The organism is Streptomyces sp. NPDC021019 (genome assembly GCF_044333295.1).
Taxonomy (GTDB): Bacteria; Actinomycetota; Actinomycetes; order Streptomycetales; family Streptomycetaceae; genus Streptomyces.
This window is the reverse complement of the sequence record NZ_JBIRQR010000007.1, coordinates 31723-48908: the sequence shown is the minus strand read 5'-3', so window position 1 is coordinate 48908 and position 17186 is coordinate 31723. Positions and strand designations below refer to the sequence as shown.

16 protein-coding genes and 1 pseudogene are annotated in these 17186 nt (G+C 72.5%); 9 read left to right on the top strand and 8 right to left on the bottom strand.

Annotation, left to right across the window (positions count from 1 at the left end; translation table 11 throughout):
* The first annotated feature begins 86 nt into the window (after positions 1-86).
* Positions 87-869, top strand: a complete 783-nt coding sequence (locus ACH4RG_RS29360) for an SAM-dependent methyltransferase (RefSeq protein WP_397923077.1) — start codon at positions 87-89, stop codon at positions 867-869.
* Between the two features lie 246 nt (positions 870-1115).
* Positions 1116-1268, top strand: a complete 153-nt coding sequence (locus ACH4RG_RS29355; protein ID WP_018960604.1) for an SCO1431 family membrane protein — start codon at positions 1116-1118, stop codon at positions 1266-1268.
* 135 nt (positions 1269-1403) lie between these two features.
* Here ACH4RG_RS29355 and ACH4RG_RS29350 read toward each other — a convergent pair.
* Positions 1404-2140: pseudogene (locus ACH4RG_RS29350) on the bottom strand (glycosyl hydrolase family 18 protein); the annotation flags it as partial.
* A gap of 312 nt (positions 2141-2452) precedes the next feature.
* Here ACH4RG_RS29350 and ACH4RG_RS29345 point away from each other — a divergent pair.
* Positions 2453-3625 carry an acyl-CoA dehydrogenase family protein gene (locus ACH4RG_RS29345; protein ID WP_397923079.1) on the top strand — a complete coding sequence of 391 codons (1173 nt, stop codon included), beginning with the start codon at positions 2453-2455 and terminating at the stop codon, positions 3623-3625.
* 436 nt (positions 3626-4061) lie between these two features.
* Here the strand turns inward: ACH4RG_RS29345 and ACH4RG_RS29340 are convergent, their stop codons facing one another.
* Complete coding sequence (locus tag ACH4RG_RS29340) at positions 4062-4460, bottom strand: hypothetical protein (RefSeq protein WP_397931938.1); 399 nt, start codon at positions 4458-4460, stop codon at positions 4062-4064.
* Between the two features lie 202 nt (positions 4461-4662).
* Between ACH4RG_RS29340 and ACH4RG_RS29335 the strand changes: the two genes are divergently transcribed.
* The 4 genes from ACH4RG_RS29335 to fxsA all read left to right on the top strand — a co-directional run bounded on the left by ACH4RG_RS29335 (position 4663) and on the right by fxsA (position 8900).
* Positions 4663-5103 carry an Lrp/AsnC family transcriptional regulator gene (locus ACH4RG_RS29335; protein ID WP_215111217.1) on the top strand — a complete coding sequence of 147 codons (441 nt, stop codon included), beginning with the start codon at positions 4663-4665 and terminating at the stop codon, positions 5101-5103.
* 71 nt (positions 5104-5174) lie between these two features.
* Entirely contained in the window at positions 5175-6821 is a 1647-nt protein-coding gene (locus ACH4RG_RS29330) for an amidohydrolase (protein WP_397923083.1), read from the top strand.
* A gap of 583 nt (positions 6822-7404) precedes the next feature.
* A complete protein-coding gene (locus ACH4RG_RS29325) occupies positions 7405-8172 on the top strand; it encodes a polyprenol monophosphomannose synthase (RefSeq protein ID WP_397923085.1) in 768 nt (255 codons plus the stop codon).
* 119 nt (positions 8173-8291) lie between these two features.
* A complete protein-coding gene (fxsA, locus tag ACH4RG_RS29320; protein WP_398540498.1) occupies positions 8292-8900 on the top strand; it encodes an FxsA family membrane protein in 609 nt (202 codons plus the stop codon).
* Positions 8901-9040: 140 nt separating this feature from the next.
* Here the strand turns inward: fxsA and ACH4RG_RS29315 are convergent, their stop codons facing one another.
* The 4 genes from ACH4RG_RS29315 to ACH4RG_RS29300 form a co-directional block, all read right to left on the bottom strand.
* Positions 9041-9415, bottom strand: coding sequence for an RNA polymerase-binding protein RbpA (locus ACH4RG_RS29315; RefSeq protein ID WP_003959706.1), 375 nt, complete (start codon positions 9413-9415; stop codon positions 9041-9043).
* A gap of 266 nt (positions 9416-9681) precedes the next feature.
* Positions 9682-11055: an MFS transporter gene (locus tag ACH4RG_RS29310; protein ID WP_397923089.1), complete on the bottom strand. Its 1374-nt coding sequence runs from the start codon at positions 11053-11055 to the stop codon at positions 9682-9684.
* Between the two features lie 47 nt (positions 11056-11102).
* Complete coding sequence (locus tag ACH4RG_RS29305; protein ID WP_397923091.1) at positions 11103-11864, bottom strand: glycerophosphodiester phosphodiesterase; 762 nt, start codon at positions 11862-11864, stop codon at positions 11103-11105.
* Entirely contained in the window at positions 11861-12580 is a 720-nt protein-coding gene (locus ACH4RG_RS29300; RefSeq protein ID WP_397923093.1) for a YitT family protein, read from the bottom strand. Before ACH4RG_RS29300 ends, ACH4RG_RS29305 begins: the two co-directional genes overlap by 4 nt.
* 102 nt (positions 12581-12682) lie before the next feature.
* Here ACH4RG_RS29300 and ACH4RG_RS29295 point away from each other — a divergent pair, with 102 nt between their 5' ends.
* A complete protein-coding gene (locus tag ACH4RG_RS29295; RefSeq protein ID WP_398540497.1) occupies positions 12683-14182 on the top strand; it encodes a PLP-dependent aminotransferase family protein in 1500 nt (499 codons plus the stop codon).
* Positions 14183-14274: 92 nt separating this feature from the next.
* Here the strand turns inward: ACH4RG_RS29295 and ACH4RG_RS29290 are convergent, their stop codons facing one another.
* On the bottom strand, positions 14275-15954 hold the full coding sequence (locus ACH4RG_RS29290) for a hypothetical protein (protein ID WP_398540496.1): 1680 nt from the start codon (positions 15952-15954) through the stop codon (positions 14275-14277).
* 37 nt (positions 15955-15991) lie between these two features.
* Positions 15992-16186, bottom strand: a complete 195-nt coding sequence (locus tag ACH4RG_RS29285; protein ID WP_003970432.1) for a hypothetical protein — start codon at positions 16184-16186, stop codon at positions 15992-15994.
* 326 nt (positions 16187-16512) lie between these two features.
* Between ACH4RG_RS29285 and ACH4RG_RS29280 the strand changes: the two genes are divergently transcribed.
* Positions 16513-16905: an ankyrin repeat domain-containing protein gene (locus tag ACH4RG_RS29280; protein ID WP_018960616.1), complete on the top strand. Its 393-nt coding sequence runs from the start codon at positions 16513-16515 to the stop codon at positions 16903-16905.
* Positions 16906-17186 lie beyond the last annotated feature (281 nt).

Here is a 17186-nt window from a genome sequence, read left to right as displayed (position 1 = left end):
CACGGTTCCGGTCGGGTGAGGCAGGGGCGGGGCCAAAGCGGTCTGGGGGCAAGGAAGTTGCAGGTGCACCGCGCTATGTTGAAGAGGTGACCGACACCAACTCGCGCATCGACACATCCCGCCCGCACACGGCCCGGATATGGAATTACTGGACCGGTGGCAAGGACAACTACCCCGTCGATCGGCAGGCCGGTGACGAGATCCGGGACCTGCACCCCGGGATCGGTGAGTACGCGAAGGCGGACCGCCTGTTCCTGGGGCGGGCGGTGCGCCACCTGGCCGAGCAGGAGGGCATCACGCAGTTCCTGGACATCGGAACGGGGCTGCCCAGCGCCGACAACACCCACGAGGTCGCCCAGCGCGTGACGCCGGACGCCCGTGTCGTGTACGTGGACAACGACCCGCTCGTGCTGGCGCACGCCCAGGCCCTCCTGGTCGGGACGCCCGAGGGGCGCGTCGACTACCTGGACGCCGATCTGCGGGACGTCGACGCGATCCTGGCGGCTGCGGCGAAGACACTCGACTTCTCGCAGCCGGTGGCGCTGATGCTGCTCGGGGTCGTCATCTTCATCGAGGACGACGAGGAGTCGTACGGAATCGTCCGCCGGCTGCTGCGCGCGCTCGCTCCCGGCAGCTGCCTCGTCCTGTCCCACACGGTCACGCACCCGGACATGCCGGACGTCGACGAGGCGGTGGCGTTCTGGAACGAGCACGGGACACCGAAGCTCACGCAGCGCACCCCCGCCGCCGTGACGCGTTACTTCGAGGGCCTGGAGCTGCTGGAGCCCGGGGTCGTGTCCTGCTCCGCGTGGCGGACCGAGGCTCCGGCCCCCGACGTCGCGATGTACGCCGGCGTCGGCCGCAAGTGAGGGACGGCTCCCGGTGGCCCGTCGGGCCACCGGGCGGCGGGGCCGGTGTGGCGTGCCCCACTGCGCGCTCCCGCGCGCGTGGCCCGTCCCGTCCCGTTTTCCTTGTGGTACCTGCGGAGCGCGACGCCCGCGGAGGCTCGGCAGGCCCGGGACCGTGACGGGGATCTCGTTTTCCGTGGCGCGGGGTGCTGGCACTCTGGTCGGGTCCCGGGGGACCAGCCGAAGCCGTACGAAGAGCGAGACGCCATGACCGCGACCACCGCCGCAGGAAACGCCCACCACGCCCGCCGCGCGCGCACCGGCGGTCCCGAGGACGGCTCGAAGCTGATGGAGCACATCGCCGGCTGGGCCTTCGTGGTCGTGTTCGCGATGCTCGTCACCCAGCTCGGCCTGCTGTGACGGCCCGACTCCGATCGCGGGTACCGGGCAGTGCGTGCGAAGGGGCGGGCCGCTCGCAGGCGGGGCGGACCGTGCGCAAGGGCGGGGCGCCGTCCGGCACCCCGCCCGTTCCGTCCGTCGATCCCGTGAACGCTGGCGGATCGCCTTGATCAGCTCGCCGTTCCGGGTGTCACCGCTCAGCTCCCAGAAGAAGGTGCCTCCCCGGCCCTGTTCGTTCTTGTGGGCCGTCTCGGCGCCGATGCTCTCCGGGGTGTCGTAGCTCCACCGGTCGGTGCCGCAGCGCGCGTACGCCGTACCGGCCACCTCGCCCGTGGCGGGGCAACTGCTCTTGAGGGCCCGGTGGTCCGCGATGCCCGCCTCGTACGTACCCGCCGCCGCACCGGTCGCGCTGCCGCCCGGCTCGGACCGGGTGACGCCGGTCCAGCCGCGGCCGTAGGAGCCCATGCCCAGCAGCAGCTTCTCCGGCGGGACGCCGAGGGCTTTCAGCTTGGCGGCCGCGGCGTCGGAGTCGGTGTCACAGCGACCTCCTCGACCGACTGCTCGGTGGCGCAGGCCTTCACGTGGTCAGCGTACGGGGCACCGATCGCGCACTTGTCGCCGGTCACGTCGCCGAAGGCGTAGTTGATGTCGGTGAGCTCGTCCGCGGATCCCGACGTCTCGATGTTCTTGACCTGGTGATCGCGGTCGTAGGCACCCCAGTTGGTGAACGATCCGATCACCTTGTCTTCCGTCGCCATGGGGGCGGCCTCGGCCGCGGCGAGCGCCCGGAGGCGGGCGCGGGGGCGGGTGCGGTTGAGCATCGTGGCTCCTCGTGGGGGAGGACTGGCGCGCGGGGGCGCGGGGGAACCGCGAGCGGGAGTGCTCGATTCGGCGTGGCCGCGACAGGCGTCCGGCTGAACCGCGGGTGGACTGGACCAGTTGGATCAATGGCTCGGACCGATTCGCCGATGGCTCGCGGCCGTCGCGGACCGTCCGGCCTGCGCGGTTGCCCCCGTGACGGGAGGCATCCGATCGGGCATACTCATCCCGCCACAGCCGATCACCGCGCCACCCGTGACCCGGGGAGGCAGGATCGGCCGGGCAGTCTGTCTTTCCCGGGCCACTTCCGGGAGATCACCCGGCGGCGCCTCTCCCACCCCGAGCGAGTGACCGCCGCAACCCCCGACAGGGAGGAGAGCGCCGTCATGTCCGACCGTGCCCCGCAGCCGGTGGAACGCCGTCTGCCCACCGAGGAGTCCCGGCAGCTCGTCGCGCTCGTCCGCGACATCGTGTCGAAGGAGATCGCTCCCCGGGCGGCCGAGGAGGAGGAAGCGGGCGTCTTCCCCCGCGAGGTCTTCACCCTCCTGTCCGAGGCCGGACTCCTGGGACTCCCGTACGACTCCGCCCACGGCGGCGGCGACCAGCCCTACGAGGTCTACCTCCAGGTCCTGGAAGAACTGGCCGCCGCCCGGCTCACCGTCGGTCTCGGCGTCAGCGTCCACTCCCTCGCCTGCCACGCCCTGGCCGGATACGGCACCGACGAGCAGCGCGCCACGCACCTGACGGCGATGCTCTCCGGGGGCCTGCTGGGCGCCTACTGCCTCTCCGAACCCGCCTCGGGCTCCGACGCCGCCTCCCTGCGCACCAAGGCCGTGCGGGACGGGGGCGACTGGGTCATCACCGGGACCAAGGCGTGGATCACCCACGGTGGCGTCGCGGACTTCTACACCGTGCTCGCCCGCACCGGCGTCGAGGGCCCCCGCGGCATCACGGCCTTCCTCGTCCCCGGTGACGCCGAGGGGCTGAACGCCGCTCTCCCCGAGAAGAAAATGGGGATGAAGGGCTCGCCCACGGTCCAGCTCCACTTCGACGGCGTACGGGTCGGCGACGACCGGCGCATCGGTGAGGAGGGGCAGGGCTTCGCCATCGCCCTGTCCGCGCTCGACTCCGGGCGCCTCGGCATCGCCGCCTGCGCCGTCGGGGTCGCCCAGGCCGCCCTGGACGAGGCCGTCCGGTACGCCACGGACCGGCGGCAGTTCGGCCGCCCCATCGCGGACTTCCAGGGGCTGCGGTTCCTGCTCGCCGACATGGCCACCCAGATCGAGGCCGGCCGGGCGCTGTACCTGGAGGCGGCGCGGCTGCGGGACGCGGGGGAGTCCTTCTCCCGGCAGGCCGCCATGGCGAAGCTGTTCTGCACGGACGCGGCCATGCGGGTGACCACCGACGCCGTCCAGGTGCTCGGCGGCTACGGCTACACGCTCGACTTCCCGGTCGAACGGCTGATGCGCGAGGCGAAGGTGCTCCAGATCGTGGAGGGCACCAATCAGATCCAGCGCATGGTCATCGCGCGCCACCTCGCGGGTCCCGAGACGCGCTGAACGGCAGCGGCGCCTCGGGCCACGGGGGCAGTGCCGCGGCCTGGCGCCACTCCGGGTCGCGGCGGCCCGGCAGCGTGCGGCCGTCGCTCTCCCACTGTCTCAGCAGCGCGCTGTAGATCGGCGGGTCCGCGGGGGCGCCCATGGGCGAGCTCCCCGTGGAGCGGGGCAGTCGCTGGGTGGGCGTTCCCGGCTGCGGAACCGATTCTTCGGGGGCGGAGGCGGGGGCGGCGAGCCGGCGGTGACCCCGGCCGACTGTTGTATGGAGCGTGGTCATACGGGGCCAACGCGGCGGGGCGGGCCCGGGTCACTCCCACGCCGATTCGAGCGCTCGTTCGCGGGTGCCCGCCCCCGGCCGCCGGCCCATGGCGGATGCGGCGCCCCGGGCACCACGGCGGCCGGGCCGTCGTGGTGCTGGGCAGCGCGTACGGCGTACGGGTCAGGCGGCCTCGCGCCGCATCCCCGGCACGCGCAGCGGACGGGAGCCGGGCCCCCCGGCGTGCGAGAAGGGCTGCATCCGCCAGTCGAGTCCCTGGGGGAGTGTCAGCAGCAGCCCCGCCTCCTGCTCCTGGAGCTCCAGCGTCTCGTCCGCGGGCCGGGCGTCGCTCACGCCGCGGCCGGTTCCGGCGCAGACGGTGAGCACGAACGGGTTCCACGGCGTGGGGCACCGGGCGTGCTCCGGCAGGACGTCCTCGTCGGCCAGCAGCGCGATGGGCTGGGCGCAGTCCGGGCAGATCACCCGGACCATCTCGAACATGTCGTACGCGTCGGCGCTACCGTCGTCGTCCGGATCAACAGGCTCCGGTTCGGTACGTTCGGTGAGCTTCAGGCTCTGCATGGAAATTCCCCCCTCGGGTGGGCCGGCAAGGCGCCACGGCCTCGACCACAGCAAGCACTTCCCGCCGCGCATCCCGGATAACCGCGAGGCGGCCCGCTACCGACCCGCGAGCATGTGGCATTCGTCACATGCGGCCCGCAGGTGCCGAACCGTGACCCGTGCGACTGTGCCGAGCGGCGCCCTGGGCCATAGGTTGATCCACATGGAGGAGCTGGACCGTCAGATCGTTGAGTTGCTCGTCAAGGACGGGCGGATGAGCTACACCGACCTGGGCAAGGCCACGGGCCTGTCCACTTCGGCGGTTCATCAGCGCGTCCGCCGACTGGAGCAGCGCGGGGTGATCCGCGGCTACGCCGCGGTCGTCGACCCCGAGGCCGTCGGGCTGCCCATCACCGCGTTCATCTCGGTGAAACCGTTCGACCCGAGCGCACCCGACGACATCGCCGAACGGCTCGCCGGAGTGCCCGAACTGGAGGCCTGCCACAGCGTCGCCGGGGACGAGAACTACATCCTCAAGGTGCGCGTGGCGACCCCGCTGGAGCTGGAGCACCTGCTCACCCGGATCCGCACGCTCGCCGGTGTGTCCACCCGGACCACCGTCGTCCTGTCCACCCCGTACGAGGCCCGGCCCCCGCGTATCTGAGCGGCGGGCCGCCCGCCGCTCAGGAGGGGGCCGGGGACCGGGCGGCGGCCGACTGGCGCGAGACTGGTCCCATGAGCCAGAGCACCGCCCCCCAGAGCGCCCCCGAACACCGCACCGTGCTGTTGCGCGGCGGAGACGTCCACAGCCCCGCAGACCCGTTCGCCACCGCGATGGTCGTCGAGCGCGGCCATGTCGCCTGGGTGGGGTCCGAGGGCGCCGCCGACGCCTTCGCGAGCGGCGTGGACGAGGTGGTCGACCTCGAAGGCGCCCTGGTCACCCCGGCGTTCACCGACGCCCATGTGCACACCACCGCCACCGGCCTGGCCCTGACGGGGCTCGACCTCTCCGCCGCCCGCACCCTGTCCGAGGCCCTCGGCCTCGTCCGTGCGTTCGCGAACGGGCGCCCCGCCGGGGACGTGCTCCTCGGACACGGCTGGGACGCCGCCCGCTGGCCCGAGCGGCGTCACCCCTCGCGCGCCGAACTCGACGAGGCGGCCGGCGGCCGGGCCCTGTACCTGCCGCGGATCGACGTGCACTCCGCGATCGTCACGACCGCCCTGCTCGACCTCGTCCCCGGCGTCACCGCGATGACCGGCTACCACCCCGACGCGCCGCTCACCGGCGACGCCCACCACGCGGTACGGGCCGCCGCCCACGGCGCGCTCCCGGCCCTCCAGCGGGAAGCCGCGCAGCGCGCCGCCCTCGACCACGCCGCCTCCCTCGGCATCGGCAGCGTGCACGAGTGCGGGGGGCCGGAGATCTCCGACGAGGAGGACTTCACCTCGCTGCTCGCCCTCGCCGCCGAGCGGCCCGGCCCCCGCGTCCTCGGCCTCTGGGCCGAGGAGATCGCCGACGGGAAGGACGCCCGGCGTATCCGCGAGCTGGGCGCGATCGGCGCGGCCGGCGACCTGTTCGTCGACGGTTCCCTCGGCTCGCACACCGCCTGCCTGCACCGGCCCTACGCGGACGACCCGCACACCGGCACCGCCCACCTGGACGCCGCCCGGATCGCCGCACATGTCACCGCCTGCACCGAGGCGGGCCTCCAGGCGGGCTTCCACGCCATCGGCGACGCCGCGGTCACCGCCGTGGTGGACGGGATCAGGGCCGCCGCCGGGACGCTCGGCCTCGACCGGATCCGGGCCGCCCGCCACCGTGTCGAACACGCCGAGATGCTCACCCCCGAGACGATCGCCACCTTCGCGGAACTGGGCCTCACCGCCTCGGTCCAGCCCGCTTTCGACGCCGCCTGGGGCGGCTCGGAGGGAATGTACGCCGAGCGCCTCGGCGCGGAGCGGGCCGCCACCCTCAATCCGTACGCGGCGCTGCTGCGGGCCGGAGTGCCGCTGGCCTTCGGCTCCGACAGCCCGGTCACCCCGCTCGACCCCTGGGGCACCGTGCGGGCCGCCGCCCACCACCGCACTCCGGAGCACCGCATCTCGGTCCGCGCCGGGTTCGCCGCACACACCCGCGGCGGCTGGCGGGCCGTCGGTCGCGACGACGCGGGCCTCCTGGTGCCCGGCGCCCCGGCCGACTACGCCGTCTGGCGCACCGCCGAACTCCTGGTCCAGGCCCCCGACGACCGGGTCGCCCGATGGTCCACCGACCCCCGGTCCGGCACGCCCGGCCTGCCGGATCTCACCCCCGGGGCCGACCTTCCGGTCTGCCTGCGGACCGTGGTCTTCGGACACACTGTCTACGTGCGACCGAACGAGTGACGTCGGGATATCTCGTACCGCCGATCGATGGCCCGATCGCTGGTCCGCGACCTGCGGCCCTTCCGTACTGACCAGGCGATTCCGGAAAAAGTCGCAGGTCGCACGGGTGTTGACAGAAAGCGCCCACGGGCCGGTAGGTTCGGCCGGGTCCACCACAGGACATCCGTCCGGTTGAACCTCCACGCAGTCGTCGAACGCCGCTGGGTCATGAGGTGATGTGCCGCACCGGCCCACCACCGCCGACAGCCAGGTTCAGCGCCCGCGCCTCGGGGGCGAGGGAAGGTTTCAGCCGGACGGAGGGTGGGACCCGGGTGGGGCCCGGACGTTCAGTAGACAACGGCTTTCGGTCGACCCGCAGCCAGCGGGTCCCAGGTCGGCCCGAAGGGCGCCGGGCCCCTATCCGAAGTTCCGCCGCTTTCTCCCGCGGCTTCTCCCGCGGGGGAGCCGTGTCCCCGGGCCGTGTTCTGTCCGCAGTTCCACGGGTCTGTCCGCGCCGCGCCGCGCGCCCGCGCGACCGCGTCGGCGCCCGACGGCGGTGCGCTGGATATGGTGTCCCCCTGTGTACGGACTCTAAGGGGCAGTAGTGAACGACGGCGGTCAGAGGCAGTTCGGCCCGCTCGGCAAGGTTCTGGTGATCATTCCGACCTACAACGAGGTCGAGAACATCGGGCCGATCGTCGACCGGGTGCGTACCGCCGTCCCGGGTGCCGACATCCTGGTGGCCGACGACAACAGCCCCGACGGCACGGGCAAGGCGGCCGACGAGATCGCCGCGGCCGACGACCAGGTCCACGTCCTGCACCGCAAGGGCAAGGAAGGGCTCGGCGCCGCCTATCTCGCGGGCTTCGCCTGGGGCTCCGAGCACGGCTACGGCGTGCTCGTCGAGATGGACGCGGACGGCTCCCACCAGCCCGAGGAGCTGCCCCGGCTGCTCACCGCCCTGAAGGGCGCCGACCTGGTCCTCGGATCCCGCTGGGTGCCGGGCGGCCGCGTGGTCAACTGGCCGAAGAGCCGCGAGGTGATCTCGCGCGGCGGCAGTCTCTACTCCCGGCTCGCCCTCGGTCTCTCCGTCCGGGACGTCACCGGCGGCTACCGCGCCTTCCGCACCGGGACGCTCGACGGCCTCGGGCTGGACGAGGTCGCCTCGCAGGGCTACTGCTTCCAGGTGGACCTCGCCCGCCGTGCGGTCGAGGCCGGCTATCACGTGGTCGAGGTCCCCATCACCTTCGTCGACCGGGAGATCGGCGACTCCAAGATGAGCCGGGACATCCTCGTCGAGGCACTGTGGCGGGTCACCGGCTGGGGCATCACCTCCCGTGCGAACAAGGTCCTGGGCCGCAAGACCCTCTGAGGCGCCCCGGACCGGTGAACGCCGAAGCGTCGGACCGGCTGACGAGGGCGATGGCCCGGCCCCGGCTTCATGATCACCCGCTTACGCCGTTCGCACGCCCGTACAGGCACACTGGGGACATGACGACCGGCACTCCGCCCCCGACCCGTCCCCGGCGCTCGCGCGCCCGTAGATTCCTGCCGCCGGCCCTGGCCGCCTGGCTGGTGCTGGAGATCTGGCTCCTGACCCTGGTCGCCTCGGCCGCCGGCGGCCTCGCCGTCCTGCTGATCCTGGTGGCCGGGGCCGCGCTCGGCGCCGCGGTCATCAAGAGCGCTGGCCGACGCGCCTTCAAGAACCTGACCGAGACCCTCCAGCAGATGCCGGGGCAGCCCGGCGCCCCGGCCACGCCGCCGGCCGCCCCGGCGGGCGGCAAGGGCTCCCGGGGCAACGGGCTGCTGATGCTGGGCGGGCTGCTGCTCCTGATCCCCGGCCTGATCTCGGACGCGGCCGGACTGATCCTGCTGGTGCCGCCGGTGCGCACCATGATCAGCCGGTACGCGGAGCGCTCGCTGGAGCGCCGTATGCGGGACGCGGCGCCCGGCGGCCTCTCCGACGCCTTCCAGCAGGCCAGGATGGGCCGACCGGACGGAAAGGTCGTCCAGGGCGAGGTCATCCGCGACGACGGCTCCCAGGCGCCCTCCGGGCCCGACGGCGACCCTCGGGGCTCCCGCCCGCCCCTCACGCCCTGACGGGGGAGGCTCCCGGCGTGCCGGGGGCCATGCCGTCGGGACCATGCCTCGGGGCATACCGAAGAGCCGCGGGCCGTGACACATGTTCTGTGTCACGGCCCGCGGCTCTTGGCGCAGTGCTGCTGTGCGGTACTACGCGGTCAGGCAGACTTCCTGCTGTCCCGCGGGTGCACGGCGATGTTCATGGCTCCGGAGCGCAGAACCGCCAGCCTCTCGGCCAGCACCTCCTCCAGCTCCTCGCGGGTGCGCCGCTCCATGAGCATGTCCCAGTGCGTGCGCGCCGGCTTGCCCTTCTTCTCCTCGGGGCCATCCCCGTCCACCAGGAGTGCCTGGGCGCCGCACGCCTTGCACTCCCACTCCGGCGGAATCTCTGCTTCTACCGAGAACGGCATCTCAAATCGATGTCCGTTCTGGCATGCGTACTCCACCGCCTGGCGCGGGGCCAGATCGATGCCGCGGTCCGTCTCGTAGCTGGTAACCACAAGTCGCGTGCCGCGGAGAGCTCGCTCACTCATGAATCGTGCCTCCCGGGCTTGTCGCCCACAGGACAAAATGTCGCTGTCGTCGTCATCCGGTCAACGTCCGGTCGGCGGTAAAGATTCCCGTTGCCGGTCATGCGTCGCCCGTCGTGCCGCTGCTTTATCTGGGTTGAGTACCCGCGCATGCCCGGTTTGTCACCTTTGATGGAAGTTGTCACTCAACGGTTGAGTCGCTCCCACTGGCAGTAACGGTCCTCCCGGGCAGGCCAAAGACGTATACTACCGCCCTTTGACTTCAACGTCTAAATCCGTTCCGGCACGGGGTTGCCCGCGGCCTCCACCGCACGCCTCACCGGGACCCGCGCCAGCAGCACCGCGCCGAGCGCGAAGAACACGATCAGCGAGATGATCGCGTCGCGATAGCTGCCGGTCAGCTGGTACGCCAGACCGAACACCAAGGGTCCCAGCCAGCTCAGTCCGCGGTCGCTCAGCTCGTACGCGGAGAAGTACTCCGCCTCCTTGCCGCGCGGCACCAGGTGCGAGAACAGCGACCGCGACAGGGCCTGGCTGCCGCCCAGCACCAGGCCGATCGCCGCCGCCAGAACGAAGAAGAACGCCGGAGCGTCGGCGGGCAGCAGATAGGCGGAGATCAGGATGAGGGTCCAGATCACCAGCGATCCCAGAATGGTGCGCTTCGCCCCGTACGTCCGGGCGAGCCGCCCCATGCCGAGCGCCCCCGCCACCGCCAGGATCTGCACCAGCAGCACGGCGACGATCAGCGTCGTCGGAGCCAGGCCCAGTTCCTCGGAGCCGTACAGCGAGGCCTGCGAGATCACCGTCTGGATCCCGTCGTTGTAGACGAGATAGGCGAGCAGGAAGGAGAGCGTCAGCGGGTGGCGCCGCATGTCGCGCAGGGTCGCTCTCAGCTGCTGCCACCCGGATCCGACCGCTCCCTCGCCGCCCGGCGGGATCCGGCGGTCGCGCAGCCGGCGCAGCGGTACGAGGGTGAACGCGCCCCACCACACACCGGCCGAGGCGAGGCAGATCCGCACCGCGTCGGACTCCGCGAGCCCGAAGGACTCGTGGCCGGTGTACAGGATCAGGTTGAGGACCAGGACGACGGCGCCCGAGGTGTAGCCGAAGGCCCAGCCGCGCGAGGAGACCGCGTCGCGCTCCTCCGGCTCGGCGATCTGCGGCAGGTAGGCGTTGTACAGGACCATCGACACGGAGATGGAGGCGTTCGCCACGATCAGCAGGAACGCCCCCAGCAGATAGCGGTGGCCGTCCAGGAAGAACATGCCCGCAGTCGCCGCGGCCCCCGTGTAGGCCGCCGCCGCCAGCAGCGGTTTCTTGCGCCCCGTGCGGTCCGCCGCCGCGCCCACGATCGGCATCAGCACGACGGCCACCACGATGGACGCCGAGACGGAGTAGGCGAACAGCGAGCCCGCGCGCACGGGTATGCCCAGCGGGTGCACGAACCCGTCGGGACCCGCCGCCGCCTTGGCGATCGACGTCAGATACGGACCGAGGAAGACGGTCAGCACGCTGGTGGAGTAGACGGAGCAGGCGAAGTCGTAGAAGTACCAGCCGTGCTGCTCGCGTCTGCGGGCGGCCGCCGTCCCGTCGTCCGGCGGCTGCCCGGCCGGATCGGCCTTCCCTGTGGTTCCGGTGCTCAAGCCGCGCCCCCTCCGTCGTCCCCCTGTGGACGTGGACGGACCGGGCGTCAGGACCATGCCCCCCGCTCGCTCAGCACCGTACGCAGCGTCTCGATGTGATCGGTCATGATGCCATCCACGCCGAGGTCCAGGAGCGCCGCCATCCGCTCCGGTTCGTTCACCGTCCAGACGTGCACCTGGAGCCCGAGCGCGTGCGCCGTGCGGACGAAGCGGGCGTCCACCACCGGAATGGCGCCCTGCCGCTCCGGGACCTGGGCGCAGACCGCGCCCGCGCGCAGTGCCGCCCGGATGCCGTACGAACGCAGGCGCAGCCCCAGGACGCCGCGCACCCCGTACGACGTGGCCAGCCGAGGACCCGCCAGGCGGTGGGCGCGGGCCACCCGCGCCTCCGAGAACGAGCCGACGCAGACCCGGTCCCAGGCATCGGTGCGACGGATCAGGCCGAGCAGCGGCTCCAGCGCCGATTCCGCCTTGAGATCCACGTTCCAACGGGCCTTCGGGAACTCCTCCAGAAGCTCCTCGAAGAGCGGGAGCGGCTCACTGCCTCCGACCCGGGCCCGGCGCACCTCGCTCCAGGGCAGTGCGGAGATCCGGCCCCGGGCGTCGGTGACCCGGTCCAGCGTCGCGTCGTGGAAGGCGACGAGACGGCCGTCCGCCGTGGTGTGCACATCGGTCTCGAAGTAGCGGTAGCCCGCCTCGGACGCCCGGCGGAAGGCGGTCGCGGTGTTCTCCACGCCGTCCGCCGCCCCGCCGCGATGGGCGAAGGCGATCGGCGCCGGGTGGTCCAGATAGGGGTGGCTCGGATTCACTGCGGCAGTATGGCCTGCCCGGATGCCGGGTCGGCAACGGGGCCGGAACCGGCGGGCGGCGCGGGGGTGGACGGCTCGCCCGAGGCGACGGTGGCACCCGGTCCGGCGGGCTCGGGGAGCGCGAACATCCGCAGGAAGAACTGGGCCAGCGGGCCGATGGCCAGCGCGTACAGCACCGTGCCCGCCCCCAGTGAGCCGCCCAGCAGGAACCCGGTCACCACGACCGCCACCTCGATCGCCGTGCGGACCAACCGGATGGAACGCCCGGTGACCCGGTTCAGCCCGGTCATCAGCCCGTCGCGCGGCCCCGGCCCGAACCGGGCCGCGATGTAGAGCCCGGTCGCCACCCCGTTGAGCACGATGCCCAGGACCATCACCGGAACCCGGAACCCGAGCCCGTCCACGTCGCCGACCACGGCGAGCGTCCCGTCCATCGCCAGCCCGACCACGAAGACGTTCGAGACCGTGCCGAGCCCCGGCCGCTGGCGCAGCGGGATCCACAGCAGCAGCACCACCGCGCCGATGACGATCGACACCACGCCGATCGATATCCCGGTCAGCTCCGCGAGGCCCTGATGCAGCACGCCCCATGGCTCCAGGCCCAGTTCGGCCCGCACCAGGAGCGCGGAGCTCGCCCCGTACAGCGTCAGGCCGACGTACAGCTGGACCAGTCGCCGGGTGAGGTGAGTGGTGCTCCGGCCGGTGGTCCTGGCCACGTCGTGCCCCCTGCTGTAGTGGTAGTGGACTGGGTCATGCCACTCTGTGGCAGGGGATCGGTCACCAACTATGGCCAATTCGAGGAAGGTGGACTGATTTCGATGGCGCAGTGGACATCGACGGTGGGGGCGGCCCAGCTCGCCCGGCAGCTCCGGACGCAGCAGGCCCGGCCCACCGGACCCGGCGGCCGCAAGCCGCCCGCCTACCGTGCGCTCGCCGACGGGGTGCGGCTGCTCGTCCTGGAGGGCCGGGTCCCGGTCGCCGCCCGGCTCCCCGCCGAACGCGAACTGGCCCTCGCCCTGGCCGTCAGCCGTACGACCGTCGCGGCGGCCTACGAGGCACTGCGCACCGAGGGCTTCCTGGAGTCCCGGCGCGGCGCCGGCAGCTGGACCGCCGTCCCGGCCGGCAACCCGCTGCCCGCCCGCGGGCTCGAACCGCTGCCGCCGGAGTCGCTCGGCTCGATGATCGACCTGGGCTGTGCGGCCCTGCCCGCGCCCGAGCCCTGGCTGACCCGCGCCGTCCAGGGGGCGTTGGAGGAGCTGCCGCCGTACGCCCACACACACGGCGACTACCCGGCCGGACTGCCCGCCCTGCGGCAGATGATCGCCGACCGCTACACCGCGCTCGGCATCCCGACCATGCCCGAACAGATCATGGTCACCACCGGCGCGATGGGCGCCATCGACGCGATCTGTCACCTCTTCGCGGGCCGCGGCGAACGGATCGCGGTCGAGTCCCCCAGTTACGCCAACATCCTCCAGCTGATGCGCGAGACGGGCGCCCGACTCGTCCCGGTCGCGATGGAGGAGGGGCTCGGCGGCTGGGACATGAACCGCTGGCGCCAGGTGCTGCGGGACGCCGCGCCCCGGCTCGCCTACGTGGTGGCCGACTTCCACAACCCCACCGGCGCGCTCGCCGACGAGCAGCAGCGCCGGGAGCTGGTGGACGCGGCGCGGTCCGCCGGAACGGTCCTGGTCGTCGACGAGACCATGAACGAACTGCGCCTGGACGCCGACATCGACATGCCACGCCGCGTCTGCGCCTTCGACCCGGCGGGCAGCACCGTCCTGACCGTCGGCTCGGCCAGCAAGGCCTTCTGGGCCGGCATGCGCATCGGCTGGGTGCGCGCGGCCCCCGACGTCATCCGCAGCCTGGTCGCCGCCCGCGCCTACGCCGACATGGGCACCCCCGTCCTGGAACAGCTCGCCATCCACTGGCTCATGGGCACGGGCGGCTGGGAACAGGCCGTCGAGGTCCGGCGCGGCCAGGCGCGGGAGAACCGGGACGCTCTGGTCGCGGCGGTGCGCCGGGAGCTGCCGGACTGGGAGTTCGCCGTGCCGCGCGGCGGACTGACGCTGTGGGTGCGCACCGGGGGCCTCTCCGGATCGCGACTGGCCGTGGCCGGCGAACGGGTCGGCGTCCGGGTGCCGTCGGGCCCCCGCTTCGGAGTCGACGGGGCCTTCGAGGGATACGTACGGCTGCCGTTCACGGTCAGCGGGCCCGTCGCGGACGAGGCGGCCGTACGGCTGGCCGCCGCGGTGGACCTGGTGCGTTCCGGGGCGGGTGTGGGGGCCGACGCCCCGCGCAGCTTCGTGGCCTGAGGGGCTTAGGGTCTCGCGCAGGCGACGGCGGGCGGGAGGCGGGCCATCGACGGTCCGTTTCCCGCCCGCGGTGGCGCGGCCCGGCTCCCCGTTCAGCTCTCGGCGCCCGCCGGCTGCGCCAGCGGCTCGGACGGCATCGCCTCGGCGACCATCGTCTCCACCGGGACGGCCGCGCCCGGACGGGCCGCCGCTTCCACCGCCACGGGGACCTGCTCCGTCGCGGGACCCTCGTCGGAGAGCTCCCTCGCCGGAGCCGCTTCCATCGGGGGGTGCCGGTCGGGCAGCAGGTCGAGCACCGCCTGCCGGTGCGCGTCGCTCGTGGCGTCGTCGTACGGGTCCGGGGTGGCGGGCACCTGGAGCCGCAGGACCGGGCCCGCGCCGAGGCGGACGTAACCGCGCCCCGCGGGGACCTCGGGCGGCGGCGTGGTGTGCGGTTCGAGGCGGAGGACGGCCTCGATCTGCTCGCGGGAGGCCGGTCCGAGGACCGCGCGGGCGCGGGTGTGGGTCGTGACGGTCTCGGTGAGGGTGTCCAGCGCGTCGAACTGCTCGGCCAGGACGACGGTGACCTGGGCGGCCCGGCCGTGCCGCAGCGGGATCCGGAGCAGGTCCAGCGGATCGGGCCTGCCGTCGGCCGCCGCGAGATGGCCCAGGGCGCAGGGGCGGTCCAGCAGGATCCACAGCGGGCGCCGGATGTCGTCCGGCACGGGGTGGCCGCTCTGCCGGGCCCGGTTGGCGGCGATCAGCCGGCGCTCCGTCTCGTGTGCCGCCCACTCCAGTGTGGCCAGCGCCCCACCGAGGCCGGACTCCACGGCGAGGACGCCGCCGCGCCCGGCGAGGGCGCCGTGCTCACCGGTGCCGCTGCCGTCGACGACGATGACGTCGCCGTCCCGGAGGGCCTGGAGGGCGATCGAGCGGACCAGGGTCGTGGTGCCGCCGCCGGGCTGCCCGACGGCCAGCAGGTGCGGTTCGGTGGAGCGGACGCCGGTCCGCCAGACCACCGGCGAGGCGTCCACCGTCATGTCGCCGTCGCGCACGGGGACGGTGCGCGAGACGGCGTCCGGGTCGGTGAAGCCGAGCACCGTCTCGCCGGGGGCGGTGACGAAGCGCTGGGCGGCGATCGTCGTGGGGAGCGCGTCCAGCACGGTCATGACGAGACGGTTGGCCTCCTCGTCCCAGCCGAAGTGGTATTCGCGACCCCGGCCGGACTTGGTGTGGAGCAACTGCTCGATCCGGGAGCGGGCGGCCGGCTCGCCGTCCGTGAAGTACGCCGGGTAGGAGATCCGCAGACGGGTGAGCCGCGCGTCGGCGTCGAAGGCGTACCCGTCGAAGGCCTTCGTCCAGTCGCCGCCGTGGGCGAACAGCGGATCGGGGTCTTCGGGCGTCGAGAAGTACGGCACGAGCGCCTCGTACAGCGACCGCAGACGCGCGGTCTCCGCGTCGTCGGGTCCGGTTCGCACCGGGGTCCGCTCCCGCCCCTTCCACGCGGCAGCGCCCATCACCGTGACGAGGGCCAGGATCGGCCCGTAGGGGACGAGCGCCACCACGAGCACGCAGGCCGCGCCGAGGAGCAGCTTGGAACCGCGCCGCTCCTTGGGCGTCGCGACCCACTTCCGCCGACCGGACACGGCCAGCAGCCGTAGTCCGCGGACCACGGTGATCAGCGGATGGAGGACATCGGTGGCACTGTCGGCGGCCGTACGCGCGATCTCTCTGCCGCGAGTGATCGAAACGCCGCCGCTGCTCAGAATGCGGGGGAGTGGTCGCCGTGCCACATCGGTCTCCTGTAGGGGTGGGAGCGGTTGCGGAGCGTCAGAACTTGATCCCGCCCAGCAGGCCGGCGAGGCTCGCCCCGCCCGCTGTGATGCTCGGTGCGATGGCGGTGCCGGCCAGGTAGAAGCCGAACAGGGCGCAGACGATGGCGTGGGAGGCCTTGAGCCCGTCCTTCTTGAAGAACAGGAAGACGACGATGGCGAGCAGTACCACGCCCGAGATGGAAAGGATCATGAGTGGTTCTCTCCTGATCGAAGGGGACAGTCACCATGAGTCCTTCCAGGATCACGAGAAGTATCTATATGACAAAAGGTGCAATCGAGTGAATATCCTGCACTTTCACTTGACTGGCTCATGGAAGTAGGCCCCCGAGGAGCGGCATCACCTCGTCCGTGCCGGGCAGGATCAGCCGCGGTGATCCCTTGCCGTATCCGGGCCGGGTCATGTCGGCCCGGGAGCAGTACCCTGTCGATTCACTCGTACGGTCCCGTGCCGTACTCCCCACCAGGTCAACCACGGCCGTGGCAGCCGTGGCAGCAGTCAAGGAAGGCGGCCGTCCGATGAGCGAAACCCCTGATCCCGAGGTGGTCGAGCTGGCGACCAAGGTCTTCGACCTGGCCCGCGCCGGCGACACCGAGGCGCTCACCGCGTACGTCGAGGCCGGAGTCCCCGCCAACCTCACCAACGACCGGGGCGACACGCTGCTCATGCTCGCCGCCTACCACGGGCACGCCGGGACGGTCGCCGCCCTCGTCGCCCGTGAGGCCGATCCGGACCGGGCCAACGACCGGGGCCAGACCCCGCTGGCCGGAGCCGTCTTCAAGGGCGAGGACGCCGTCGTCGACGCGCTGCTCGCCGCCGGCGCCGACCCGGCCGCGGGAACGCCGTCCGCGCTGGACACGGCCCGGATGTTCGGCAAGACCGACCTGCTGGAACGCTTCGGTGCCCGGTGAGGCGCCGGCGGGCACGCCCCGTCGCGCGTCCGTAGTCGGCTCCGCTGACCGGTCCGTCGTAAATGTGGTCGCGGTGGCGAAATGGCTGGGTCATCATGACGTCGCGGGCCCGCTCAGGGCCACCGACGAGAGGCAGAGGAAGATGCTCTACACCAGGCGAAAGACGGCGGTCGGCCGATCATGTCACTGCGCGGCGTAACGGTGTCCCCCGGACATTCCCCGCGTGCCGAGAGGCACGGGGTACTGCACAGTCCCGGTTGCGTCGACAGCTTGATGTGAGG